The 23,176-nt window shown below is 69.6% G+C and carries 22 protein-coding genes and 1 tRNA gene; 16 read left to right on the top strand and 7 right to left on the bottom strand.

Translation table 11 applies throughout. The features are described 5' to 3' along the window. Positions 1 to 21: 21 nt before the first annotated feature. Complete coding sequence (locus WEF05_08200; GenBank protein MEX1101862.1) at positions 22 to 1,257, bottom strand: AI-2E family transporter; 1,236 nt, start codon at positions 1,255 to 1,257, stop codon at positions 22 to 24. A 149-nt stretch (positions 1,258 to 1,406) separates the two neighbouring features. Here WEF05_08200 and WEF05_08195 point away from each other — a divergent pair, with 149 nt between their 5' ends. Beyond that, positions 1,407 to 1,898 (top strand): DUF309 domain-containing protein, encoded by a 492-nt coding sequence (locus tag WEF05_08195; GenBank protein MEX1101861.1) that lies wholly within the window; start codon positions 1,407 to 1,409, stop codon positions 1,896 to 1,898. 77 nt (positions 1,899 to 1,975) lie between these two features. Beyond that, entirely contained in the window at positions 1,976 to 2,734 is a 759-nt protein-coding gene (locus WEF05_08190) for a 50S ribosomal protein L11 methyltransferase (GenBank protein MEX1101860.1), read from the top strand. Here WEF05_08190 and WEF05_08185 read toward each other — a convergent pair. Continuing rightward, positions 2,731 to 3,309, bottom strand: coding sequence for an orotate phosphoribosyltransferase (locus WEF05_08185; protein MEX1101859.1), 579 nt, complete (start codon positions 3,307 to 3,309; stop codon positions 2,731 to 2,733). The two genes, WEF05_08190 and WEF05_08185, sit on opposite strands and share 4 nt — an antisense overlap. Positions 3,310 to 3,332: 23 nt before the next feature. Here WEF05_08185 and WEF05_08180 point away from each other — a divergent pair, with 23 nt between their 5' ends. Then, positions 3,333 to 4,337 (top strand): dihydroorotate dehydrogenase 2, encoded by a 1,005-nt coding sequence (locus WEF05_08180; GenBank protein ID MEX1101858.1) that lies wholly within the window; start codon positions 3,333 to 3,335, stop codon positions 4,335 to 4,337. Positions 4,338 to 4,358: 21 nt separating this feature from the next. Beyond that, on the top strand, positions 4,359 to 4,634 hold the full coding sequence (locus WEF05_08175) for a hypothetical protein (GenBank protein ID MEX1101857.1): 276 nt from the start codon (positions 4,359 to 4,361) through the stop codon (positions 4,632 to 4,634). Here WEF05_08175 and WEF05_08170 read toward each other — a convergent pair. The 4 genes from WEF05_08170 to WEF05_08155 all read right to left on the bottom strand — a co-directional run bounded on the left by WEF05_08170 (position 4,631) and on the right by WEF05_08155 (position 7,297). Then, a complete protein-coding gene (locus tag WEF05_08170) occupies positions 4,631 to 5,131 on the bottom strand; it encodes a proteasome activator (protein MEX1101856.1) in 501 nt (166 codons plus the stop codon). The genes WEF05_08175 and WEF05_08170 overlap by 4 nt on opposite strands. A 44-nt stretch (positions 5,132 to 5,175) precedes the next feature. Continuing rightward, complete coding sequence (locus WEF05_08165) at positions 5,176 to 6,519, bottom strand: M20/M25/M40 family metallo-hydrolase (GenBank protein MEX1101855.1); 1,344 nt, start codon at positions 6,517 to 6,519, stop codon at positions 5,176 to 5,178. A gap of 36 nt (positions 6,520 to 6,555) precedes the next feature. After that, complete coding sequence (pdxH, locus tag WEF05_08160; protein ID MEX1101854.1) at positions 6,556 to 7,200, bottom strand: pyridoxamine 5'-phosphate oxidase; 645 nt, start codon at positions 7,198 to 7,200, stop codon at positions 6,556 to 6,558. A gap of 25 nt (positions 7,201 to 7,225) precedes the next feature. Further along, positions 7,226 to 7,297, bottom strand: a tRNA-Arg gene (locus WEF05_08155). Between the two features lie 113 nt (positions 7,298 to 7,410). On the opposite strand from WEF05_08155, the gene WEF05_08150 reads away from it, so the two are divergent. The 7 genes from WEF05_08150 (at position 7,411) to WEF05_08120 (ending at position 17,045) form a co-directional block, all read left to right on the top strand. Beyond that, positions 7,411 to 7,857 carry a response regulator gene (locus tag WEF05_08150; protein MEX1101853.1) on the top strand — a complete coding sequence of 149 codons (447 nt, stop codon included), beginning with the start codon at positions 7,411 to 7,413 and terminating at the stop codon, positions 7,855 to 7,857. 10 nt (positions 7,858 to 7,867) lie between these two features. Next, positions 7,868 to 9,532: an arginine--tRNA ligase gene (gene argS, locus WEF05_08145; GenBank protein MEX1101852.1), complete on the top strand. Its 1,665-nt coding sequence runs from the start codon at positions 7,868 to 7,870 to the stop codon at positions 9,530 to 9,532. Continuing rightward, positions 9,525 to 11,381 (top strand): diaminopimelate decarboxylase, encoded by a 1,857-nt coding sequence (gene lysA / locus WEF05_08140; protein MEX1101851.1) that lies wholly within the window; start codon positions 9,525 to 9,527, stop codon positions 11,379 to 11,381. The genes argS and lysA overlap by 8 nt, the downstream gene beginning before the upstream one ends. A gap of 35 nt (positions 11,382 to 11,416) precedes the next feature. Further along, positions 11,417 to 12,703: a homoserine dehydrogenase gene (locus WEF05_08135; GenBank protein ID MEX1101850.1), complete on the top strand. Its 1,287-nt coding sequence runs from the start codon at positions 11,417 to 11,419 to the stop codon at positions 12,701 to 12,703. Positions 12,704 to 12,777: 74 nt separating this feature from the next. Further along, positions 12,778 to 13,806, top strand: a complete 1,029-nt coding sequence (thrC, locus tag WEF05_08130) for a threonine synthase (GenBank protein MEX1101849.1) — start codon at positions 12,778 to 12,780, stop codon at positions 13,804 to 13,806. 10 nt (positions 13,807 to 13,816) lie between these two features. Continuing rightward, complete coding sequence (gene thrB, locus WEF05_08125; protein MEX1101848.1) at positions 13,817 to 14,698, top strand: homoserine kinase; 882 nt, start codon at positions 13,817 to 13,819, stop codon at positions 14,696 to 14,698. A gap of 145 nt (positions 14,699 to 14,843) precedes the next feature. Continuing rightward, positions 14,844 to 17,045, top strand: a complete 2,202-nt coding sequence (locus WEF05_08120) for a glycogen debranching N-terminal domain-containing protein (protein MEX1101847.1) — start codon at positions 14,844 to 14,846, stop codon at positions 17,043 to 17,045. 10 nt (positions 17,046 to 17,055) lie between these two features. Here WEF05_08120 and WEF05_08115 read toward each other — a convergent pair whose 3' ends face one another. Continuing rightward, positions 17,056 to 18,225, bottom strand: coding sequence for a MarP family serine protease (locus WEF05_08115; protein MEX1101846.1), 1,170 nt, complete (start codon positions 18,223 to 18,225; stop codon positions 17,056 to 17,058). 71 nt (positions 18,226 to 18,296) lie between these two features. Here WEF05_08115 and WEF05_08110 point away from each other — a divergent pair, with 71 nt between their 5' ends. From WEF05_08110 to fsa, 5 genes are all read left to right on the top strand, one after another. Next, positions 18,297 to 19,076: an SDR family oxidoreductase gene (locus tag WEF05_08110; protein ID MEX1101845.1), complete on the top strand. Its 780-nt coding sequence runs from the start codon at positions 18,297 to 18,299 to the stop codon at positions 19,074 to 19,076. Between the two features lie 82 nt (positions 19,077 to 19,158). Next, complete coding sequence (locus tag WEF05_08105) at positions 19,159 to 19,953, top strand: metallophosphoesterase (protein MEX1101844.1); 795 nt, start codon at positions 19,159 to 19,161, stop codon at positions 19,951 to 19,953. Between the two features lie 39 nt (positions 19,954 to 19,992). After that, positions 19,993 to 21,345, top strand: coding sequence for a 2,3-diphosphoglycerate synthetase (locus WEF05_08100; protein MEX1101843.1), 1,353 nt, complete (start codon positions 19,993 to 19,995; stop codon positions 21,343 to 21,345). Next, entirely contained in the window at positions 21,342 to 22,517 is a 1,176-nt protein-coding gene (locus WEF05_08095; GenBank protein MEX1101842.1) for a 2-phosphoglycerate kinase, read from the top strand. The genes WEF05_08100 and WEF05_08095 overlap by 4 nt, the downstream gene beginning before the upstream one ends. Further along, positions 22,514 to 23,176, top strand: coding sequence for a fructose-6-phosphate aldolase (gene fsa / locus WEF05_08090; GenBank protein MEX1101841.1), 663 nt, complete (start codon positions 22,514 to 22,516; stop codon positions 23,174 to 23,176). Before WEF05_08095 ends, fsa begins: the two co-directional genes overlap by 4 nt.

The raw sequence follows: 23,176 nt of genomic DNA, 5'->3' as shown, positions 1-23,176 counted from the left end.
GCCGTCACGGGAGCAGGCCGGTCATCCGGCCGGGGAGTCCTCGCGGTCGGCCCGGGACCAGAGGCGCCGAACACGGACGCCGATCCACGAGGAGTTGCGGTCTCCACGGGGCCCCGGTGCGCTCCGCGGTGGCTCGTCGTGCTTCGTCAGGTCGCTGTCGACGACTTCATGGCGATGGACGTAGGCGGACCCGAAGGCCTGGATGCTCGCCGCGGCCGGCAGGGCGAGGAAGGCGCCGATCGGACCGAGGATCATCCCTCCCGCGATCGCCGATCCGAACGCGATCGCGGGGTGCAGCTGCATCGTTCTCGCAGAGATCCGAGGGTTCAGCAGGTAGTTCTCGACCTGCTGGTAGATCAGTACGAACACGAGGAATATCGCCGCGTCGACGGGATCCTCGAGCAAGGCCACGAGGAGCGGAACGGCCGCCGCGATGTAGGTTCCGACGACCGGGATGAACTGGGAGATCAGTCCCATCCAGAGCGCGAGCGGAACGGCGAAGGGAACGCCGAGCGCCGTCAACACGACGAACGTGCACACACCGGAGATCACGGCGAGCAACAGCCGCGAATACAGGTAGCCGCCGGTCTTGTCGACGGCGATCTCCCACGCTCGGAGGACCTCCTTCTGATGGGCGGGGGGGAGCATCGAACAGATCGTTCGACGCAGACGAGGGCCGTCGGCGACGACGTAGAAGGTGAACAGCGCGATCGTCAGCATCTGGAAGACGGCGGAGAGCGCACGCGCACCGAACCCGAGCACGTTCCCCGCGACGTTGGTCGCGATGTCCTGCACGTCCGCATCGAGGTTCGTGAGCTCGTCGAGGACGCGGCTGGAGGACACGTTCAGGCCGAACCAACGCTCTGTGGTGACGCTGATCGTGTCCAGCCATCCTGGGACGCTCTGGATCAGGTCCTGCACCTGGCGGATCACCAGGGGGATCATCGCGCTGATGATGACCACTCCCAGGACGAACAACGTGGCGAGCACGGCGAAGGTCGCGATGCCCCGTCGCCAGCCGCGGTTCACGAGCCAATTGGCCGCCGGTTCGAGCGCGAACGACAGGAACGCGGCGATCAGTATCCAGACGAGGAGGTCGCGGATCTTCCCCAGCAGCTGGAAGGCGCCGTACGACAGGTAGAGCGTGACGACGATCAGGACGAGCAGCCGAGGGATCCACCGCGGCATCCGCTGCCGGGGATCGGCCTCCACGCCGTCGTTCTCGCCGGCGTTGCCGTCTGCCGCTCGGCTGCTCACGGTCGATCGCTCCTCCGGTTCGGGGTGCTCGTCGCTCGGGGCGAGCGTACTGCAGGCCCCCGGCCGGGATGGGGAGGGGCCGGCGCGTCCGTCGCGCCGCGACCGATCCCGCCGACGCCCGATGGTCGCGGCGCGGCTAGCATGGCTCCATGCCATCGGAAGCGCGTGGGAAGGCGGGTCGCCCCAGCACGGGTCGCAACAAGGCCGAACGCCCACGAGACCATCTGGGTCGGCCGCAAGCGTGGGACGCTCCGAACTCGCTCACCCTCGAGGACTACGACGCGCTCGCCTTGGAGGAGAATCATCGTCTCGGCCGGGAGCACTTCAATGCCGGGCGTTTCTTCCCGGCCCACGAGGCCTGGGAGGCGGCATGGAAGCAGGCTCGGGGAAGCGGAGACGAAGAGTTCTTCAAGGGCCTGTCCCAGCTCGGAGCCGGGTACACCCATCTGCTTCGAGGCAACGCCCATGGTGCCGCGACCTTGATGCGCCGGGCCTCGGGTCGGATCCGTCGCTACCCGCCAGGTCGCCACGGCGTCGCCACCGCCACGGTGGCCGACCGGGCCCATGCCCACGCCGCCGGCGTCGACGAGGGCAGCCTCGTGCCCGGCCAGGGCCCCCCCGCGGACACCCCGGTCGTCTGACCTCGGCCGCGGCATCGCACCCTCGGTCGTCCGGGCGGTTGACTGTTGCTCCCCGGCCAGGGAGCATTGAGGTCCTGATGAGCGACGCCACGCCCAATGAGCTGGCCTGGAAGGGCCGCACAGGCCCCTTCACGATCTCGCTCGGCGATGGGGTGTTCCATCCCACGCACACGAGCAAGACGATCGCCGAGGCGCTCGAGATCGGACCCGACGACGTCGTGATCGACGTTGGGTGCGGCAGCGGCGTGCTGTCGTTCGTGGCCGCCAAGCTGGGTGCCAAGCGCGTGATCGGATGCGACCTGTCCGAAGCGGCCATCGAGATGGCTCGCCAGAACGCGATCGACCTCGGACTCGACGACCGGGTCGAGTTCCGCGTCGGCGACCTCCTCGAACCCTGCCGGGGCCAACAGGCGACCGTGGTGATCGGTGACGTCTCGGGCATCCCCGATGACATCGCCCGGGTCGCCGGATGGTTCCCGGAAGGGAAGGCCGGTGGACCGACGGGCGCGGAGCTCCCGGCCGCGATGTTGCGAAGCATCGAGGACACGGGCTGCCTCGCGGCCGGCGGACGTCTCTACCTGCCGACGGGAACGATCCAGAACGAGCGCCCGTTGCTCGACGTGGCGCGACAGGTCTTCGGGCAAGCCAACCTCAAGAGCCTGATCCAGCGAGAGTTCCCGCTGCCCGACGTGGTCGCCAAGTCGAAGGAGGCCGCGCGCATGATGCAAGAGGGCCTCGTCAGCTTCACCGCTCGCGGCAGTCGTCTGCTGTGGCGTCTGCAGATCTGGCGTTGCGACTACGAGCCGACCCGCTCGGGCGCGCTCGGCAGCACCTAGGATCCCTCATCGTTCCCGGCGGTTCCGTCCGGTCGCAGCACCGCAACCGCGCGCGTCTCATATCCTTCGCGCCGCAGCGTGTCCGCACCACCCCGATCCAGCGCGAGCACGATGCACGCGATCGTCGCGCCCGTGGCCTCGAGTTCGCGTGCGGCCGCGGCGACCTGGTCGCCGGTCGTGCTCACGTCTTCCAGCAGCGCGATCGTCGCCCCGGGCGGGGCGTAGCCTTCCACCCTGGCGCGGGTGCCGTACCCCTTCGGCTGCCTACGCACCACGGCCATCGGCAGCCCCGTCTCGAGCGCCACGGCCGAGAGCAACAAGGTCGCGGCACCCTCCGGTGCGGCGATGTGCGTGACACCCTCCGGCAGCAGGGCGCGAACCGCGTCGGCGAGGTCGCGCAGCAACACCGGGTCGGACAGGAACAAGAACTTGTCGAAGTAGACCCCGGAGCGTTTCCCGGAGGAGAGGACGAAGTCACCATGCAGCTCGGAGGCTGCGACCATGCGCTCGACGAGCCCGGCGTTCGCGGCGGGGTCGGAGGAACTCCGATCGGGACCGGTCGTGGGTTCGCGCATCAGCCGGTAGCATAGAGGTCCGCATGGGTCTGTACCGGACGCTCGTTCGCCCCGCGGTGTTCTCCCTCCCGCCCGAATCCGGCCATCGCGTCGTCGAGACCCTCCTGCGGGTGCCTCTGCCGTGGCGGGCGATCGGCGGTGTGCCACGCGATCCGCGGTTGCAGGTCGATCTCGGTGGCGTGGTCGTTGCCAATCCGGTGGGTCTTGCGGCGGGGTTCGACAAACAGGCCAGGATGCTGCCGCACCTGGCGGATCTCGGCTTCGGCTTCGCCGTCGCCGGCACGTTCACCCGCAGGACCCGAGCGGGCAATCCGTCGCCGCGCATCGTCCGACATCCCGTCGACGAGGCGCTCGTGAACGCGATGGGGTTGCCGAACCCCGGCGCCGCCGTCGCGGCGGCCAGGCTCGTGCGTCTACGGCGGAACGGTCCGCGTTTCGCGAGCATCGCAGACGAGTCGGTCGAGGATGCCCTGGAGGTGCACCGACTGCTCGCGCCGCAGGTAGACGCGTTCGAGCTCAACGCGAGCTGCCCGAACGTGGCGTGGGGACGCGATCGTGATACCGAGGAGCACCTCCGAGCGCTCGTCGCGGCGCTCGTGGAGCGATCCGACGAGCCCCTGTTCGTCAAGCTTCCTCCGGTGCGAACCCAGACCGAGCTCGACGCCGTCCGGGCGCTTGCCTCGATCGCCCGGGACGCGGGAGCCGCCGGTCTCACCTGCGGGAACACGCGGCCGGTCGAGGAACCTGCCTTGTCGGTCGGCCGCGGGGGGCTGTCGGGGCGGCCCCTTCTTGCCGGGACGCTGGGTGCGGTCGCGGCCGTTCGCGCCGAGGTGGGTCCGCAGGCGGTGGTACAGGGATGCGGCGGGATCACGACCGCGTCGGATCTGCGAGCGTGTCTCGACGCCGGGGCGAACGCCGTCCAGGTCTACTCCGCGCTGATCTATCGCGGTCCCCGGATCGTCCGGGATCTTTGCCGGGGCCTGCTCGAGACGACCCCCGCCGCCTCGGCTCCGATGCCTCCCTCCTGACGTTGCGCGAGGCGCGCCGCCGTGTGTTGCGCACGGCGGGAGTTCGGCGTCGAGCGTGGGGACCTTCGCGACGACGTCGACGTGGAGACGATCGCCTCGGTCCTCGACTGGACGATGATCGATTTCGCGATGTCGCTCGCCAACGAGGACTTCGACGCCGGGTTGGTCCGTGCGCGTTCCCGTTGGAGCGGCGGCCGCGAGGGACTCATCGAGGACGTGCTCGAGTTGTTCTCATATGGTGCGGCGTCGGGTGCCGTCCCGGTCCGTGGATCCGAGGCGTCGGGCTCGTCCGCTTAGAGGTACTGACCGGGACCGCCGGGGGTTGCCTCCGGTCCCTGCCGCCCCGGCAGCCCCCGCTTGCGCAGCTCTTCGAACTGTGCGCGCGCCGCGGCCTGTTGGGAGAACATCGCGGCTTGGATCCCATGGAACAGGCCCTCGAGCCAGCCGACGAGCTGCGCCTGCGCGACCCGGATCTCGGACTCGGTCGGGACTCCCTCCATCGGCGGCGCGAGAGCGGCGAGCTCCTGCTGGAGATCCGAGGAGAGCACCTCGCGCAACTCACCGACGGCGCGATCGTAGATCTGACGGATCCGAGCCCGTCCGGCCTCGTCGAGCGATGTCTGGCGGGTTTCGTCCAGCAGCTCGCGCACCATGCTCGCGATGCGCAGCAGCTTCGCGGGCTCGGTGATCACCTCCTGGCCGGGGGGTTGCGGTGCCTCGGGGGCCGGAGTGGTCCCGTTCGAAGGCTCGTCGGCCTGGACGACCTCGGCGGGGGTCGTGGGTTCGTCGCTCACCGCGACAACCTAACAGCGACCGACGGGGATGTGCGGTCCGCCGGTCAGCGGTCCGGAGTGAGCTCGGCGACCAGGAGGGCTTGGGCGAGCGCCGCCCGCTCTACCTCCGCGAGATCGACGCTCTCGTCCTGAGCGTGGGTGTTGGATCGATCGTCCATCGCCCCCATGATCAGGATCTCTGCGTCGGGGAACGTCCGCGAAAGGGCCGGGATCAGCGGGACCGAGCCACCGCTGCCCGTCGTCACGGGCTCGGCGCCGTAGGCGTCGGTGAGTGCGCGCCGGGCCGCCGCGTATGCGGGCCCGTCGGTGGCGGCGGCGAAGCCCTCGCCCGGTTCGCCGAAGGAGATCTCGGTCCGGACCCCCCATGGTGCCGCCCGCTCGAGGTGGCGGGCGACCGCCTCGATCGCTTCGACGGGATCGCGGTCCGGTGGGACCCGCAGGCTGACCTGAGCGGCGGCACGGTCGACGAGGATGTTCCGAGCGCCGTGGACGGTCGGCGCGTCGAGGCCGATCACGTTGATAGCCGGACGCACCGAAGTGCGTTCGGCGATCGACCCGTCGCCGACCAGCTCCACGCCGTCGAGCACCTGTGCCTCGGCCCGGAACTCGTCGTCGGGCCAGTCGAGCTTGGCGGCCTGCGCCGTTCCCAGGCCTTCGACCGCCACGACGCCACGGTCGTCGTGCAGGGTCGCGAGCATCCGGATCAGGGCCAGGAGGGCATCGGGGGCCGCACCCCCATAGGACCCACTGTGGACCGGAACGGCGAGCGTTCGAACCTCGAGCTGCAGGTCGATCACGCCGCGCAGGGTGGTCGTCAGCGTTGGGACGCCCGTGGCGACGTTGCCCGAGTCGGCGACGACGATCACGTCCGCCGAGAGCCGACCGCGGTTCCCGGCGATCAGCTGCGGGAGATGTTCGGTCGTCGCTTCCTCTTCGCCCTCGACGAGCACCTTGAGCCCGACCGGAGGCCGGCCCGAGAAGGCACGAACCGTCGCCGCGTGGAGCACGATCCCCGACTTGTCATCCGACGTTCCTCGCCCGTACAGCCGTCCGTCCCTCAGCACCGGTTCGAACGCTGGGGTCGACCAGAGGTCCTCGGGACCCGCCGGCTGCACGTCGTAGTGCGCGTACAGCAGGATCGTGGGGGCACCGGGAGGAGCGGGGAGCTCACCGAACACCGCGGGGTAGCCGCCTTCCAGCTCGAGCAGGCCCGCCCCTCCGAGCCCGGCGTCGCGGAGCACCTCCGCGGTGACCTCGGCTGCTGCGCGGACGGGCTCGGGCGGGAATCCCGGGAAGGCGACGGAAGGGATCCGGACGAGCCGCTCGAGATCGGCGCGCATCGTCGGAGCCAGACCGCGGATCGTCGACGTGAGGGAGACGGTGTCCATGAACGGCAAGCCTAGCTGCTGGGCCGAACGGCTCGTCTAGGGGGACAGCCGGTCGATCTCCCACCCGGATGCAGAGCTCGTGTACCGGAAGCGGTCGTGCAACCGGTCGTTCCGGCCCTGCCAGAACTCGATCGTCTCTGGAGACAGCACGAAACCGCCCCAGAAATCGGGCAGGGGGACGTCGCCGTCGACGAAGCGTCGTTCCGCCTCCCGGGCCCGATCCTCCAACAGGGAGCGGTCGGGCAACACCGCACTCTGATGCGAGGCCCACGCTCCCAGCTGCGCGGTGCGTGGCCGTCCCCGGAAGTAGGCCTCGGACTCCTCCCGTGAGAGTGTTCGGACCGTTCCCGTGGAGGTGACCTGCCGATCCAGTTCCTTCCACAGGAAGACGATCGCGGCGTTGGGGTTCTCGGCGAGCTGGCGGCCCTTGCGACTGTCGTGGTTCGTGTAGAAGGTGAAGCCCCGCTCGTCCAGGCCACGCAGCAACACGTGGCGGGCGGAAGGACGTCCCGAGGCGTCGGCGGTGGCCAGGCCCATCGCGTTCGGCAGTGTGGCACCCGCCCCCTCGGCGTCGGCCAGCCAGGTCCGGAACTGCGCGATCGGGTCGGGGTCCAGGTCTCGCCGGCGCAGTTCCCTCTCGTGGAAGCCGCTGGGAGCTCGCATGTCGCGTGGGTCGGTCATCGCACCGGATGCTAAGCGACCGCGGTGCCCCCGGCAGGACTCGAACCTGCGCACCCGGCTCCGGAGGCCGGTGCTCTATCCGCTGAGCTACGGGGGCGGACCAGGGCGAGTCTAGCAACGGCCTCTCCGGTCCCCGCTGCGAGGGGCGCTGGGCGAACGCTGTCAAGTGGCGATGCGAGGCGCTCAGGGTGCGCGGACTATCCTGGATGGATGAGCGAGATGGCGCCCCAGGGCGCGAGCGATCCGGTGGCGCACGACCGCCGCGCTGCTTCGGACGAGGGCCGGGGGAGCGTGCTGATCGTGGACGACGACCCGGTGATCGTCCGGCTGCTCCAGGTCAACTTCCGGCTCGAGGGCTTCTCCGTCGAGACGGCGTCGAAGGGGGACGAGGCGCTCGAGCGCGCACTCGCGGACCCGCCGGACATCATGCTGCTCGACGTGATGATGCCGGTCTACGACGGGTGGGAGGTCTGCCGCCGGTTGCGGGAGCGGGACGAGACCCGGGACGTGCCGGTCGTCTTCCTCTCGGCCCGCGCCCAGGACGAGGACCGTGCACGCGGCTACGCTCTCGGCGTTGTGGAGTACGTGACGAAACCCTTCGACCCGGCCTCGCTCGTCGAGATCGTTCGGCGTACGCTGGCCGGACGTGCCGGCTAGGAGCACGACGGTGATCGACGACCGACTGCGTTCGCTGCTCCGCGACGCCGCCGCGGCGGCGATCCCCGAGGCGGAGCCTCCCGCCGAGATCGAGCTCGACCGTCCCAAGCGCAAGGAGTTCGGGGACTTCTCGACGAACCTCGCGCTCGTGCTCGCCTCCCGACTGGACGCACCCCCGCGCGAGGTGGCGCAGCGGCTGCTCGATGCGCTGCCGCACGCAGCGTTCGTCGAACGGGCCGAGATCGCCGGACCGGGTTTCCTGAACTTCCACGTGACCGACGAGTGGCTCTACGACGTGCTGCGCACCGTCGCGGCCGAGGGTGCGAGCTTCGGACGAGCGCCGTCGAGCGGCCGCTCGGTCCAGGTCGAGTTCGTCTCCGCGAATCCCACCGGTCCCGTCCACATCGGCACCACGCGGAACGCGGTGCTCGGCGACGCGATCGCGCGGCTGCTCGACGCGGCCGGTTGGCGGGTGGAGCGCGAGTACTACTTCAACGACGCCGGCCGCCAGATGGATCTGTTCGGCGCCTCGCTCGAGGTGCGCTACCTCCAGGCGTTCGGGCGCGACGCCGAGCTTCCCGAGGACGGGTACCGGGGCGAGTATGTCGCCGACATCGTCGCCGACATCGTCACCGAGCACGGCGACGCGTTCCTCGAGGTTCCCGAGGCCGAGCGCGGGGAGCGGCTGCTGGCCGAGGGTGCGCGCCGGATGCTCGGCCAGATCAAGCGCACCCTCGATCGGTTCGGCATCCACTTCGACGTCTTCTTCTCCGAGCGAACGTTGCACGAGAACGGGGAGATCGACGAGGCGATCTCTCGGCTCCGTGCGCGTGGCCATGCCTACGACGAGGACGGCGCCGTGTTCTTCCGCTCGACCGAGTTCGGTGACGAGAAGGATCGGGTGTTGATCCGGAGCAACGGCGAGCCGACCTACTTCGGCGCCGACTGCGCCTATATCGTCGACAAGTTCTCCCGTGGGTTCGACCATCTGATCTACGTCTGGGGCGCGGACCATCACGGCACCGTGAAGCGTCTGCGCGGGGCCGCGGAGGCCCTCGGATTCGACCCCGAGGCGGTCGAGATCATCCTCTACCAGTGGGTCACGTTGCTGCGCGGGGGGGAAGAGCTGTCGTTCAGCAAGCGCGCGGGCGTGATCGTGACCCTTGACGAGCTGCTCGACGAGGTCGGCCCCGACGCCGTGCGCTTCACCCTGCTGTCGCATTCGAGCGACTCGACGATCGCCTTCGACATCGACGAGGCGAAGCGCCGCTCGATGGACAATCCCGTCTACTACGTGCAATACGGACACGCGCGGATCTCGAGCATCCTTCGTCGAGCCGAGGCGCAGGGCGTCACGTTGCGTCCGGTCGACGCGGTGGATCTGTCGCTGCTCGCCGAGGACGCGGAGACCGATCTGCTGAAGGCGGTCGCGACCTGGCCCGAGCTGGACGCGCCCGCCGCCCAGCTCCGAGCTCCGTACAAGCTCACGCACTACGCCTACGACCTCGCGGCACGCTTCCACCGCTTCTACACCGACTACCGGGTCCTCACCGACGACGTGGAACTGACACAGGCGCGCCTGTGGCTCTCGCGCGTATCGGGCACGACGATCGCGAATGTCCTCGATCTCCTCGGTGTCCAGGCCCCGGAGTCGATGGGACGCGACGATGCCTGAGCGACCGTCGCTCCGGCTCGACGATGCCGGCCCCGGGTCCCGGACACCGTGGCCACGGAACGCGACGTTCACGCCGCGCGGGCTCGAGATCGCCGGGGTGTCCGCGGAGGAACTCGCGGCACGGCACGGAACGCCGTTGCTGATCGTCGACGAGGACGATCTGCGCGCTCGATGCAGACAGGTCCGCGAGGTGTTCTCCCGCGTGCACTACGCCGTGAAAGCCTTCACCGCGCAGGCGCTGCTGCGCGTCGTTGCCGAAGAGGGCCTCGACCTGCTCGTGTCGAGCGAGGGAGAGCTGGAGGCCTGCACCCGCGCGGGGATCCGCGGTGATCGGATCTGGTTCCACGGCAACAACAAATCGGATCGCGAACTCGCGCTGGCCGCCGAGCGCCGGGTGGGTGCGGTCATCGTCGACAACGTCGATGAGATCGAGCGGCTCACGCGCGAGGCGACGGTGCAGGGGATCGAGCTCCCCGTGCTGCTGCGGGTGCTCCCGGAGGTCGAGGCCCGGACCCATCCGGCGATCGAGACGGGGGCGAAAGGTTCGAAGTTCGGGATCCCGCTGAGCGACGCGCTCGAGGCGGTTCGGGCGGTCCGCGCGGCGACCTCGCTCCGGTTCGAGGGGCTTCACGCGCACATCGGATCGCAGGTGCTCGCCGCCGAGCCCTACCTGCGGACGGTGGACACGTTGATCGATCTCCTCCGGGATCTGCGCCGGGACCTCGGGGTCACCGCTCGCATCCTCGACATCGGGGGTGGGTTCGGCGTCACGTACGCGGATGAGACGCCGCTCGGTCTGGCCGAGCTCGCGTCGACGGTCCTGGCTCGCGTGCGTGCGGGCGCCGCCGAGCGCGGCCTCGACGCCCCGCAGGTCGTCGTCGAACCCGGTCGTTCGCTGGTGGCCAACACCACGATCACCTTGTACCGCACCGGCGCACGCAAACACGTCGCCGGATCACCGACGCTCCTCGCGATCGACGGCGGCATGGCCGACAACATCCGGCCGATGCTCTACGGTGCGCGCTTCACGATCGCCGCGGCCGGCCCGTTAATGAGTGAGCAGACCGAGCGGGTCACCCTCGTCGGGCGACACTGCGAATCGGGCGACGTCCTCGCCGACGACGTCACGGTGCCGGCCCACCTCGCGCCGGGATCGTTGATCGCGGTCGCGTCCACCGGCGCCTATACGTACTCGATGGCCAGCACCTACAACCGCGTCGGCCGCCCGGCGGTGGTGTCGGTGGTCGGGGGCCGGAGCCGCATGTGGGTGCGGCGGGAGGACCCGGCCGACCTCGACCGGCTCGAGGTGCCGCCTGCGGGTGCGATCCCCCAGGTGCAGCCGCCCGAGGGGATCGCGATCCGTGCCGCTCGACCTCAGGACGCCGCGTCGTTCCTGCGGATGTGGAAGGCGGTTGTCGCCGAAGGCGTGCACGTGCGGACCGAGCAGGTCCGGGGCACGGTCCGCTCCTACCGGCGCCGGTTCCGTGAGCCCTGGAGCGATCGCGAGGCCTGGGTCGTCGCCGTCGAGGGCGGACGGGTGGTCGGCAACCTGCACATCCAGCGGGAGGAACACCCCGTGACCCGCCACGTGGCCACGCTCGGTCTCGCCGTCGACGCGGCGTTCCGCAGCCGCGGGATCGGGGCGGCGCTCTTGGCCGAGGCCCTCCGGTGGGCACAACGGGTCGGGGTCGAGAAGGTCGAACTCTCTGTTTTCCCCACGAACGCGGCGGCGATCGCGCTGTACCGGCGGTTCGGGTTCGTCGATGAGGGCAGACTCGTCAAGCGATCCCGCAAGTCCTACGGTTACGAGGACGAGATACTGATGGCCCGCTGGATCGAGCGGGACTGACCGGGAGGCGAACCGAATGGGGCGAGGGTGAGCCGGTGAGCGATGTCGTGCGCGTCGGCCTGCTCGGAAGCGGCACGGTCGGCGCCGCCGTGCTCCGTTTGCTGCACGAACACGCCGGCGAGATCGCGCTGCGCGCGGGCTGCCGGGTCGAGGTGGTTCGCGTCGCGGTTCGCGACCTGGCGAAGGATCGGAACGTCCCGCTGCCCGCCGATCTATTCACCGCCGATCCGCAGGCGGTCATCGACGATCCCGACGTGGACGTCGTCTGCGAACTCCTCGGCGGGGTCGAGCCTGCGCGCGAGCTGCTGCTGTCGGCGCTCGAGGCCGGAAAGCCCGTCGTGACCGGGAACAAGGAACTGCTCGCGACCCGGGGCCGGGAGCTGTTCGATCTCGCGGACGCGAAAGGTCTCGACCTGTACTTCGAGGCGGCCGTCGGTGGCGGGATCCCCTTGATCCGACCTCTCAAGGAGTCGCTGGCGGGGGAGCGTGTCCGGCGCGTGCTCGGGATCGTCAACGGGACGACGAACTACATCCTCTCCCGGATGAGCGACGATCAGATGAGCTTCGACGACGCCTTGGCGGAGGCGCAACGGCTCGGCTACGCGGAGGCCGATCCGAGCGCGGACGTCGGCGGACACGACGCGGCGGCCAAGTGCGCGATCATCGCGTCGATCGCCTTCGACGCCCATGTGACGAGCTCCGACGTCTACACCGAGGGGATCGAGCGCGTGACCGCGCAGGACATCGAGTTCGCCCGGCGTCTCGGCTACGTCGTCAAACTGCTCGCGATCGCGGAACTGGACGGTGATGCGATCGCCGTGCGCGTCCATCCCGCAATGGTGCCGCAGGCTCACCCCCTCGCGGCCGTCCGTGGGTCGTTCAACGCGGTTTTCGTCGAGGGGGAGAAAGCGGGAGAGTTGATGTTCTACGGGCCCGGCGCCGGCGGCGATCCGACGGCGATGGCGGTGGTCGGCGACCTCGCCACGGTGGCACGCCACCTGCATTCGGGCGGTCGCGGTCCGGTGTTCTCCCGCATCGTGGAGCGTGCCGTCCGCCCGATCGAGGACAACGACGATCAGTACTACCTCCGGCTCGAGGTGGAGGACCGCCCGGGCGTCCTCGCCGAGATCGCAGCGGTCCTCGGCGGCAATGACGTATCGATCCGCAGCGTGTGGCAAGAGGGAGCCGGTCGCGACGCGCAGCTCGTGTTCGTCACCCATCGGGCCCGAGAGGCGAAGTTCCGCACCGCGGTGCGTGAGTTGGAGACCCTCTCCGTGGTCGAGGACGTGCGAAGCATCCTGCGGGTGGAGGGGGAGGAGTGAGCCGGGGCCGTTCCACACCGGCCGGGGCCGTCGCGGGCGACCCGCCGGCGGGCGCGCCGCAGTGGCGTGGGGTCATCGAGGAGTACCGGGACCGGCTCCCGGTCACCGACGCGACCCCGGTGGTCACCCTCCGTGAAGGAGGGACGCCGCTGGTTCGATCCGACCCGCTGTCGGCTGAGACCGGGTGCGAGGTCTGGCTGAAGTACGAGGGATCCAATCCCACGGGATCGTTCAAAGACCGGGGCATGACGATGGCGATCTCCAGAGCCGTCGAGGAGGGGTCCAAGGCCGTGGTCTGCGCCTCCACCGGGAACACGAGCGCCTCCGCGGCGGCGTACGCGGCGAAGGCGGGACTCACCTGCGCCGTCCTCGTCCCGAAGGGGAAGATCGCGCTCGGCAAGATGGCACAGACGCTCGTGCACGGCGCGCGTGTGCTCGAGGTCGAAGGCAACTTCGACGCGTCCCTCGAGCTCGCGAAGGACCTCTCGGAGCACTTCCCGGTCACGCTCGTGAACTCCGTGAACCCGTTCCGCATCGAGGGGCAGAAGACGCTGGCCTTCGAGGTGGTCGACGCGCTCGGGACCGCGCCCGATCTGCACCTCGTTCCGGTCGGGAACGCGGGCAACATCACCAGCCACTGGCGCGGATACACCGAGTACCTGCGCGACGGGTTGATCCACGAGCCGCCACGGCTGTTCGGGTTCCAGGCGAAGGGGGCCGCTCCGATCGTGGAGGGCCGGCCCGTGAAGGATCCGCGAACGATCGCGACGGCCATCCGGATCGGCAACCCCGCATCCTGGGAGAAGGCCGTCGCCGCCGCCAGCGAGTCGGAGGGATCGATCGAGGCGGTGACCGACCGTGAGATCCTCGCCGCGTATCGACGTGTCGCCCGCGAGGGGCTGTTCGCCGAGCCGGCCTCCGCGGCGTCGGTCGCGGGTCTGTTGCACCTGTCGGCGGAGGGGCGCTTGCCGCGCGCGGCGGTCGTCGTGTGCGTCCTGACCGGTCATGGGTTGAAGGATCCGGAGTGGGCGATCTCCGGTGCGAGCCATCCGGCCGTGGTCGAGCCCGACCCGTCCGCCGTCGCCGCCGAACTCGGCTTGTAGGCTCGCCCCGATGCGGATCACGGTACGGGTCCCGGCGACGTCGGCGAACCTCGGTCCCGGTTTCGACTGCCTGGGTCTGGCCCTCGAGCTCTGCAACGAGGTCACGCTCGACACGGCGGGCTCGGATCCGAGCGTCACGTGGGAGGGGGAGGGCGCCGGCGAGCTGCCCACCGACGGCTCGGACATGGTCAGCCGCGCGATCGCGTTCGCCGCCGCAGAGCTCGGAGACGGGACGACGCCCGGGTTCTCCCTCCACGGGACGAACCGGATCCCCCTCGAGCGGGGCCTCGGATCATCGTCGGCAGCGGCGGTCGCGGGCATCGTGCTGGCCCACGAGATCCGCGGCTCGGTCCCGGCCGACCCGGCCAGCGTCTTCGCTCTGGCGAGCGCGTTCGAAGGTCATCCCGACAACGCCGCCGCCGCCGTTCACGGTGGACTGACGATCGCGGTCGGCGACGAGGGGGGATCCCACACGGTGGTCCGGCTCGATCCGCACCCGTTCCTCCGTCCGGTCGTCCTGATCCCGCAGACCGAGCGTCTGCCGACCGATCGGGCCCGGCGCGCCCTGTCTCCCGAGGTCTCTCGAGGCGATGCCGTCGCGAACCTGCAGCACACGGCCCTCGCGGTCGTGGCGCTCACCCGGGATCCGTCGCTCCTCGGCGCGGCGCTCGTGGACCGGCTCCATCAGCAGGCACGGCTCGAACTCGTGCCCGAGGTTGCGGCGGTGTTCGGATCGCTGCAGAGGGCGGGCGTTCCCGTATGCGTCTCAGGGGCCGGTCCTGCCCTGCTGGCGTTCCGATCCGAAGCGCGGTCGGTCCCGAACCCACCGGGGGGATGGCGGATCCTCGATCCCGAGGTCCGGCCGATCGGCTACGAGGTCGACCGGAACTGAGGTCAGGTCCGGCCGAGACCGGTCGATGGTGTGGGAGGAACGCAACGAAGGGCTTTCCGGATGCCGTTGAACAAGGCCCGGATCGCTCCCTAGACTCGCGGGGGCGCGAGGAACATGTCGTTGCTGCGCCCCGACGACGAACCCCATGAGCGCAGCGCCAGAGCCCCCCCGAGAGCAGACCGCCGCCGAACGGGCGGACTCCTCACCGAGCGCGCACCCGATCCTGGTCACCGACCTCGCCTCGAAGACGCTCGCGGTGAAGGAGGGCGATACCTTCCTCTATTGCGACCTCGAGGGGAACCTCGATCACGGCGACGATTACGGGCTCGGCCTCTACGACGGAGACACGCGGTTCCTGTCGCTGTTCCACATGTCGTTGTCGGGACGCGATCCGGTGCTGCTGTCGTCCTCGTCCGAGCGCGGCTACATGTCCTACGTGGATCTCACGAACCCGGACCTGTACGAGGGCGACGAGATCGCGGTCCGCCAGCAAACGCTGAACATCCGCCGGATCCGCGCGATCAACGGACGCCTGTACGAGCGCGTCCGGGTGAAGAACTACAACCCGCACGCCGTGCGGATCGATCTGCGATTCGACTTCGCCGCCGACTTCGCCGACATCTTCGACGTCCGAGGCATCCCCCGGGACCGCCGCGGCGTCGACGAGCCCGTCCGCGTCGACGACGGAGCCGTGGAGTTCCGGTACCTGGGCGTCGACGACATCCAACGTCGAACCCGCGTCGCCTTCGCATCGCCTCCCGACGTGATCGAGATCGAGGGAGATGTCGCGCACGTGGAGTTCCGGCTCCAGCTCGGGCCGTACCAGACCAAGCTCGTCGGGATGACCGTGGAGCCGATCGTCGGCGAGGCCGCGCCCGAACCGATGGAGTTCGACGTCGCGGTGCACGAGCTCCGGCGCAGCTACGAGGACTGGGAGCGGGAATCGACGCAGATCGTGACGGACAACGAGTTGTTCGACCAGCTCCTCGATCGGAGCCTGCGCGATCTGCGCTCGCTGTCGGATGAAGACGAGGGAGGCACGCCCGCCGCCGGGATCCCCTGGTACGTCTCGCTCTTCGGGCGGGACTCGCTGATCACCGCGCACCAGCTGCTGATGGTGAATCCATCACTCGCGAGCCGGGTGCTCCGCGAGCTCGCCGCGCACCAGGGAACCGTCGTCGACGACTGGCGCGACGAACAGCCGGGCAAGATCCTCCACGAGGTCCGCAAGGGGGAGCTCGCTCGATCGGGGCAGATCCCGCACACGCCGTACTTCGGCTCGGTCGATTCCACCCCGTGGTTCCTGATCGTGTACGCCCAACACCTCCGATGGACGGGAGACCGCGCGTTCGCCGAAGAGCTCCTTCCCGCGGCAGAGGCGGCTCTCGCTTGGATCGACGACTACGGAGACCTGGACGGCGACGGTTTCGTCGAGTACCGGACGCGGTCGTCTCGGGGGATCCGGAATCAGGGCTGGAAGGACTCGTTCGACGCGGTCGTCCACGCCGACGGACGCCTCGCGGAGACACCGATCGCTCTCGTCGAGGTCCAGGGGTACGTCTACCTCGCGAAACAGCGGATGGCCGATGTCTACGACACGCTGGGTGAGCCCGACAAGGCCGAGCGCATGCGCACCCAGGCGATGGATCTGAAGCGGCGGTTCAACGAGGCGTTCTGGATGGAGGACGAGCGGTTCTTCGTCGGGGCCCTCGACGGTGACAAGCGGCCCGTTCGAACGATCCTGTCGAACCCGGGCCACGGTCTCTACTGCGACGTGATCGAACCTGACAAGGCGGCCGCTGTGGCGAAGCGGCTGCTCGCACCGGACATGTTCTCCGGATGGGGCATCCGCACGATGAGCAAGGCGGCGGCCGCCTACAACCCGATGAGCTACCACAACGGATCGGTCTGGCCCCACGACAACGCGTTGATCGCCGCGGGGTTGAAGCGCTACGGCTTCGCGCGCTCGACCAACCGCGTGGCGACCGCGCTGTTCGACGCGGCGATCCATGCCGACTACCTGCGCCTGCCGGAGCTGTTCTGCGGGTTCACCCGCCGAACACCGAACCGCCCGGTGAGCTACCCCGTGGCGTGCTCGCCCCAAGCCTGGGCCGCGGGCTCGCCGTTCCTGATGCTGCAGGCGATGCTCGGGATCTCCGCGCGAGCCGACCGGAACGTCCTCACCGTGAACCAGCCGCACCTTCCGGCGTGGTTGAATCAGGTGGAACTGCGCAACCTCCGGGTCGGCGACAGCCGTCTCTCGCTGGTGTTCCGGCGCGAAGGGGAGATCACCTCGTTCTCGTTGCTGAACCGTGAGGGCTCGGTTCGCGTCGTGATGGAGGAGTGAGCTCCCCGGCTCACCGCAAGCAGGGACCCGTCGAGACCGCCGCCGTGCGGGTGGCGGCGCGCTCCACGAGCGGACGGACTTCCTCCGCGGCAACCGCGTAGCCGAGATCCTCGTCGGTCGTCGAAGCCGACACCACGACGCCCGCCACCTGCCCGTCGCCAAGGACGAACGGACCGCCGGAGTTGCCCGGCACCACGGAGGTCTGCAGCTCGAGGAGCGATCGCCGTACCCGTCCCTGCCCGTACAGATCGGGGCCCACGGCCTCGATCGACCCGCGCACCGCGGCCGGTTCGGCCTGGAGGTCTCCGCCGCCCGGATAGCCGACGACGGCGCCTCCGTCCGAGCGGCGCGCGACCCGTGTGGTCAGGTCGAGGACGGGACCCGGACGGGAGGCGACGCGGAGGATCGCGAGATCGAGCCGTGGATCGAACACCACGGGCGTCGCCGCGTGCGTTCCCGCAGAGGTCTCGACGCGGGGTGAGCGCTCTCCTGCGACCACGTGAGCGTTCGTCACCACGAGGCCGTCCCCTGCGACGAACCCGGAACCGGACAGCACGAGTTCACACGCTTCGCCGACCACGCGCACGGTGCTCTCGTCGGCGGCACGGAGCGCGCGACCGGCGACCCCGGGAGGAGGGTCGGAGACAGGCCCCGAGGGGACCGGGGGGATCCCGGAGAACACGTCCGGGAAACCGAGGGAGTTGAACCAGCGCTGGGTCTGGGTCAGCAGCGACGGTGGATCGGGCAGCAACTCGTCGATCGATCGGACGACCGCCGAGCGACGGATCTCACTCGCCACGAGCGGCAGGGGACCGTTCACGAGGTTCAGTGCGACGACCCAGATCGCGAGAACCACGGCGATCACCGCGACGAAAGACCCCCCGGCACGATCCGCGCGACCGAGCACGGTCCCGTGCGCCTTCGAACGCACCCATCCACCGACGATCCAGCCGACGAGGTCGCCGATCGCCCCGGCGATCAGCAGCGTCGTGACGGCGATCCCGGCGCCGCCGGCCGGGTCGGTCGTGGTCCCCGCGGTCAGCGGTGCGAGCGCCGCGCCGGCGATCAGTCCGAGGAGCAGGCCGCCGTAGGTGAAGAGTTGGAGGACGGCTCCCCGACGGAACCCGAGCAGCGCCGCAAGCAGGAGCACACCGAGCAGTGCGAGGTCGAGGAAGGACACGAGGGCGGTATCGTCCCACGGTCGGACGATCACGGCAGGGTCAACGCGAAGGAAGACGGAGGAACCGACGCATGGAACGCTTGGAGGCCAAGACCGCGCTCGTGACCGGCGGGACGACCGGCCTGGGTGCTGCGATCTGCGAGCGATTCCTCACCGAGGGGGCGCGGGTCGTGTTCACGGGCCGCGACCCCGCGCTCGGCGAGCGCGCCGAGGCCGCGTTCTCGAAGATCGGGTTCGCGCGATTCCTGCGCGCGGATGCCGCGGTGGTGGCCGACGTCGACGCGTCGGTTGCCGACGCGGTGCGAACGCTCGGAGGCCTCGACATCCTCGTGAACAATGCGGGGATCGGGGTCGGCGCCTCGACGCTGAACACGCCCGTCGCCGACTTCGATGCGGTCATGGCCGTGAACGTTCGGGGATGCTTCCTCTACGCGCGGGCGGCGTTCCCCCATCTGCGTGATCGTGGCGGCTCGATGATCCACATCTCCTCGGACGCGGCGATCCTCGGCGAGCCTGCGGTCGGCGTGTATTCGATCTCGAAGGCTGCGGTGAGCATGCTGTCCAACGTCCTGGCGATCGAAGGCGGTCCGGAGGGCGTGCGGTCCAACGCGATCTGTCCCGGCGACATCGAACCGGGGATGCGGCACATGGCGCCTCCCGGCGAGCGCTACGGGCAGGAAGACAGCGCATCCTGGCCGCTCCCTCCCGTGGGCCGGATCGGGTCCGCCAGCGATGTCGCCGCTGCCGCCGTTTACCTCGCCGGTGACGAGGCCGCCTTCGTCAACGGCACTCAACTCGTCGTCGACGGTGGGATGCGGGCCGGGTACGGCGCCGGCAGGCCTCGGGTCTGATCCGGCACGGGCCTCGTGCCCGCGCCGCGGGCCCGCACGAGTCCTCAACCGGCTGCTCGGATGGGCCGACTAGACTAGAGACGTGGTCACGATCGCCCACATCTCCGACCCGCACGTCGGCTCTCCCTACTTCGTGCCGAACCTGATGAACCGCGTGATCGCCGAGCTCAACGAGCTGGCGCCTGAGGCGGTCGTCTGCACGGGCGACCTGACCAACGAGGGCTATCGGCAGGAGTACAAGAGCTGGCTCGCGTACCGCGAGCGGATAGAGGCGCCGGTCCACACGATCCTCGGCAACCACGATGCGCGCAACGTCGGGTACCTGCACTTCGAGGAGCTCGTGGGGTCCCGCTACTGGGGGGTCGACGTGGCCGGGGTGCGCATCGTCGGTGTGGACTCCAGTGAACCCGATCTGAACGAGGGGCATGTGGGGCGCGAGCGGTACGAGTGGATCCGCGAGCGTTTCGACGCGCCGGCCGCGCTCAAGGTCTTCGCGCTCCATCACCACCTGCTGCCGATCCCCGGCACGGGACGGGAGCGCAGCACCGTTGCCGATGCGGGGGATCTTCTGGAGGTGCTGATCGCCTCAGGCGTACAGGTCGTTCTCTCGGGCCATAAGCACGTCCCCTACGTCTGGAAGCTGGAGGACATGTTCGTCGCGAACGCGGGCACGGTGGCATCGCTCCGTCTGCGCGGCCACACCAAGCCGGCGTACAACGTCCTGGAGTTCGAGGAGGACGAGGTCAAGATCTGGCGGCGACAGCCGTTCGGCGGCGGGCGCGTGATCGCGCACTTCTCGCCATCGACCGGCGCCCAGTTCCACCGGGAGATCGAGGCTCCGGTGCAGCGCGCCGCCACCCAGCCCGCCGGCGACTGATCCGTCCCGCGGGCAGGCCACGCCTCGTGAGGAGAGAACATGCGCGTCCTCGCGCTCGTTGACGGTGAGCACTATCCGCCGGTGACCCGTTGGGGCTTGGCCACGGCCGGCGCCCTCGGTTACGACGTGCTCGCCGCGCTGCTGCTCGGTGGCACCGAGAAGGTCCAGCCGGGCCAGGTGCCCGATCTCGGCGAAGTCGAGGTCGAGGTGCTCGCAGGAGCTCCGCTCGGCGACGGGCTCCGCGCCGCGATCTCTCGGCATCGCCCCGACGGGATCCTGGATCTGTCCGACGAGCCCGTCCTCGGATCGCGAGAGCGGATGGAGCTGGCGGCGGTCGCGCTCGCTGCGGGTGTTGCCTACGTCGGGGCGGATTTCCGGCTCGATCCTCCGATCGAGGGCCCGCCGCTGCCGGTTGCGAGCGTGGCGGTGATCGGCACCGGGAAGCGAAGCGGGAAGACCGCGATCGCGGGTGCGATGGCCCGGGAGGCCGACGCGCTGGGTCTGGATCCGGTCGTGATCGCGATGGGGCGGGGCGGTCCCACCGACCCGCAGGTCGCGGAGCGGGGATCGGTCACCGTGGAGCTGCTCCTGGACCTGGTTCGGTCCGGGCGTCACGCGGCCTCGGACTACCTCGAGGATGCGTTGACCTCGGGGGTCACCACCGTCGGGGCGCGCAGGGCCGGGGGAGGGCTCGGGGGACGTCCCTTCGTCTCGAACGTACGGCCCGCGGTCGAGATCGCGATGCGTCGGGACCCCCACCTGCTCGTGCTCGAGGGCAGCGGCTCTGCGATGCCGCCGGTGCCCTGGGATGCCGGTGTGCTCGTCGTGCCCGGTGGGGCCCCCGAGGAGGTGCTCGGAGGATATCTCGGGCCGTTGCGCCTCTTGTTGTCGGACCTCGTTTTCTTTACGATGGTGGAGAACCCGAACGACGGGTTCGGTTCCCTCTCCGCGCTGCGCTCCCATGTCCGACGGATCCGTGGCGACGACCTTCCCATCATCGTCACCGACTTCCGGCCGGTCCCATTGGGCGACGTGCGGGGGCGGGACGTGTTCCTCACCACCACAGCCTCCGGGCCCGCGGCAGCCAGGCAAGCGGAACGGCTCGGTGCCGAGCACGGATGCCGAGTGGTGGGATACAGCGCTCGTCTGGCCGATCGGGCCGGGCTGGTGGAGGACCTGGACGGAGCATCAGACTTCGAGGTGCTACTCACCGAGTTGAAAGCCGCCGCCGTGGACGTTGCATGCGAGCACGCACGCGCACGGGGGGCTGAGGTCCAGTTCGTGGACAACCGTGCGGTCGCCGTCGATGGAGACTCGGACGTGACGACGGCGCTGCGCGAAACGATCGAGAGCGCCGGATCGCGCGCTGTGGACAGGAAGCAACGCTCATGAACGAAGGACGATCGACACCGCAGGGAACGTCGGCTGCGAACCATCCGGCGGAAGGGCGCGCGTCCCACATCCTGATCTCCGACCGGGAGCACGGCCTGCCCTACTCGAAGGGGCTGATGGCGTCCCAGGTCATGGTGACCGGGTTGTCGCCCGTTCGCGCCTACCAGGTCGCCGAGTCCGTCGAGCAACGGCTCCACGGACTGGGGGTTCCCGCCGTCACGAGTGACGAGCTCGACGCCGTCTGCGTCGAGGTGATCTCGGACGTTGCGGGCGAGCGGTACGCCGCGAACTACCGCAGCTGGCGGCAGGTCGAGGCCCTCGACATCCCGCTCGTCGTGCTGATCGGTGGGGCGACCGGCGTCGGCAAGTCGACGATCGCGACGCAGCTGGCGGCGCGCCTCGGCATCGTTCGCGTGGAGGCCACCGACTCGATCCGCGAAGTGATGCGGGCTTTGTTCTCTCGCGAGCTGATGCCGACGCTGTACACGTCCTCCTTCGAAGCGGACGCGGCGCTCCGCGAGCCGCCCAAGGGTGGTTCGGACGCGGTGGTGGTCGGATTCCGCGAACAGACGTCGGCGGTGTCGGTCGGGATCGAGGCGTTGCTCGACCGTGCCGCGGTGGAGGGAACGAGCCTCGTGATCGAGGGAGCGCACGTCGTACCCGGTTTCTTCGACCTGGCATCCCGGACCGAACGGATCCTCGCCGTGCCCGTGATCATCACGGTCGAGGACGAGGAGGTGCACAGGAGCCACTTCGACGCCCGGTCGATGGACGTGACGATGCGCCCCTCCAACAGGTACCTTTCCAGCTTCGAGAACATCCGCCGGCTCCAGCGGTACGTGAAGAGCCAGGCACTCTCGCACGGGGTTCCCGTTATCCCCAACTACAATTTCGATCGGTCCCTCGCGGCGGTCACCGACCTCATCATGCGTCGGACAACCGAGCGAGCGGTACAGGTTCGAGGCGACGACGCGGGATCCGCGCAGCCTCGGGCGATCTCCGGCGAGACCTCGAGCTCGACACGAGGAGTCCCCGGGTCGCAGGAAGCGGCAGGTCGCACAACCGATCCGCAGGATCGGTTCCGTCCGCCGGCCCCGGAACCGGCACAGGAGCGACCGGAGGATGGGAACCGAGAACCACAGGTCCGGCACAAGGAAAGGGATCCGGCATGAGGCTGTTCCTCGACACCGCGTCGATCGAAGAGATCCGCGAGATCAACCGCTGGGGAGTGCTCTCCGGCGTGACGACGAACCCGACCCTCGTCGGGGCCGAGAAGGAGGATCCCGACACGGTCTGGAAGCAGATCCTCGAGGAGGTCAAGGGAGACGTCTCCCTCGAGACCACCGAGACCGAGGCGGGTCCGATGTACGACCAGGGTGTCGAACTCGCCGCGAAGGGTGACAACGCGATCGTGAAGGTCCCGATGACCCCCGCGGGTCTCGAGGCCGGGCGCCGGCTCACCGACGGGGGGATCCGGGTCAACGTGACGCTCGTCTTCTCGCCCGCGCAAGCGATCCTCGCGGCGGAGATCGGCGCCTACATCGTGTCGCCGTTCCTCGGCCGGATCGACGATTCAGCCAGCGACGGGATGCACGCGTTGCGCCAGATCTGCGACATCTACGCCGTGCAGGGCTACGACACGAACGTCCTCGCGGCGTCCCTGCGCCATCCGATGCACATCGTCGATGCGGCGAGCGCGGGCGCCGACATCGCGACGATGCCCTACGACGTCTTCACCAAGCTGGTGAAGCATCCGCTCACCGACATCGGACTCCAGCGGTTCGGGTCGGACTGGGCGAAGCTTCAGCAGGAACTGAAGGGAGAGTCCTGA

It is taken from the genome of Actinomycetota bacterium (genome assembly GCA_040881665.1).
In the GTDB taxonomy this organism is placed as follows: Bacteria; Actinomycetota; UBA4738; order UBA4738; family HRBIN12; genus JBBDWR01.
Note: the sequence above shows the minus strand (reverse complement) of the source record. Positions and strands in the feature narration are given on the sequence as shown.

Excerpts from the sequence above, each read along its gene's own strand:
- WEF05_08165 (MEX1101855.1), bottom strand. The coding sequence starts at position 6,519 with ATGGACACCGTCTCCCTCACGTCGACGATCCGCGGTCTGGCTCCGACG.
- WEF05_08110 (MEX1101845.1), top strand. The coding sequence starts at position 18,297 with ATGGAACGCTTGGAGGCCAAGACCGCGCTCGTGACCGGCGGGACGACC.
- WEF05_08195 (MEX1101861.1), top strand. The coding sequence starts at position 1,407 with ATGCCATCGGAAGCGCGTGGGAAGGCGGGTCGCCCCAGCACGGGTCGC.
- WEF05_08185 (MEX1101859.1), bottom strand. The coding sequence starts at position 3,309 with ATGCGCGAACCCACGACCGGTCCCGATCGGAGTTCCTCCGACCCCGCC.
- WEF05_08150 (MEX1101853.1), top strand. The coding sequence starts at position 7,411 with ATGAGCGAGATGGCGCCCCAGGGCGCGAGCGATCCGGTGGCGCACGAC.
- WEF05_08180 (MEX1101858.1), top strand. The coding sequence starts at position 3,333 with ATGGGTCTGTACCGGACGCTCGTTCGCCCCGCGGTGTTCTCCCTCCCG.
- WEF05_08095 (MEX1101842.1), top strand. The coding sequence starts at position 21,342 with ATGAACGAAGGACGATCGACACCGCAGGGAACGTCGGCTGCGAACCAT.
- WEF05_08100 (MEX1101843.1), top strand. The coding sequence starts at position 19,993 with ATGCGCGTCCTCGCGCTCGTTGACGGTGAGCACTATCCGCCGGTGACC.
- WEF05_08120 (MEX1101847.1), top strand. The coding sequence starts at position 14,844 with ATGAGCGCAGCGCCAGAGCCCCCCCGAGAGCAGACCGCCGCCGAACGG.
- fsa (MEX1101841.1), top strand. The coding sequence starts at position 22,514 with ATGAGGCTGTTCCTCGACACCGCGTCGATCGAAGAGATCCGCGAGATC.
- pdxH (MEX1101854.1), bottom strand. The coding sequence starts at position 7,200 with ATGACCGACCCACGCGACATGCGAGCTCCCAGCGGCTTCCACGAGAGG.
- thrB (MEX1101848.1), top strand. The coding sequence starts at position 13,817 with ATGCGGATCACGGTACGGGTCCCGGCGACGTCGGCGAACCTCGGTCCC.
- WEF05_08190 (MEX1101860.1), top strand. The coding sequence starts at position 1,976 with ATGAGCGACGCCACGCCCAATGAGCTGGCCTGGAAGGGCCGCACAGGC.
- lysA (MEX1101851.1), top strand. The coding sequence starts at position 9,525 with ATGCCTGAGCGACCGTCGCTCCGGCTCGACGATGCCGGCCCCGGGTCC.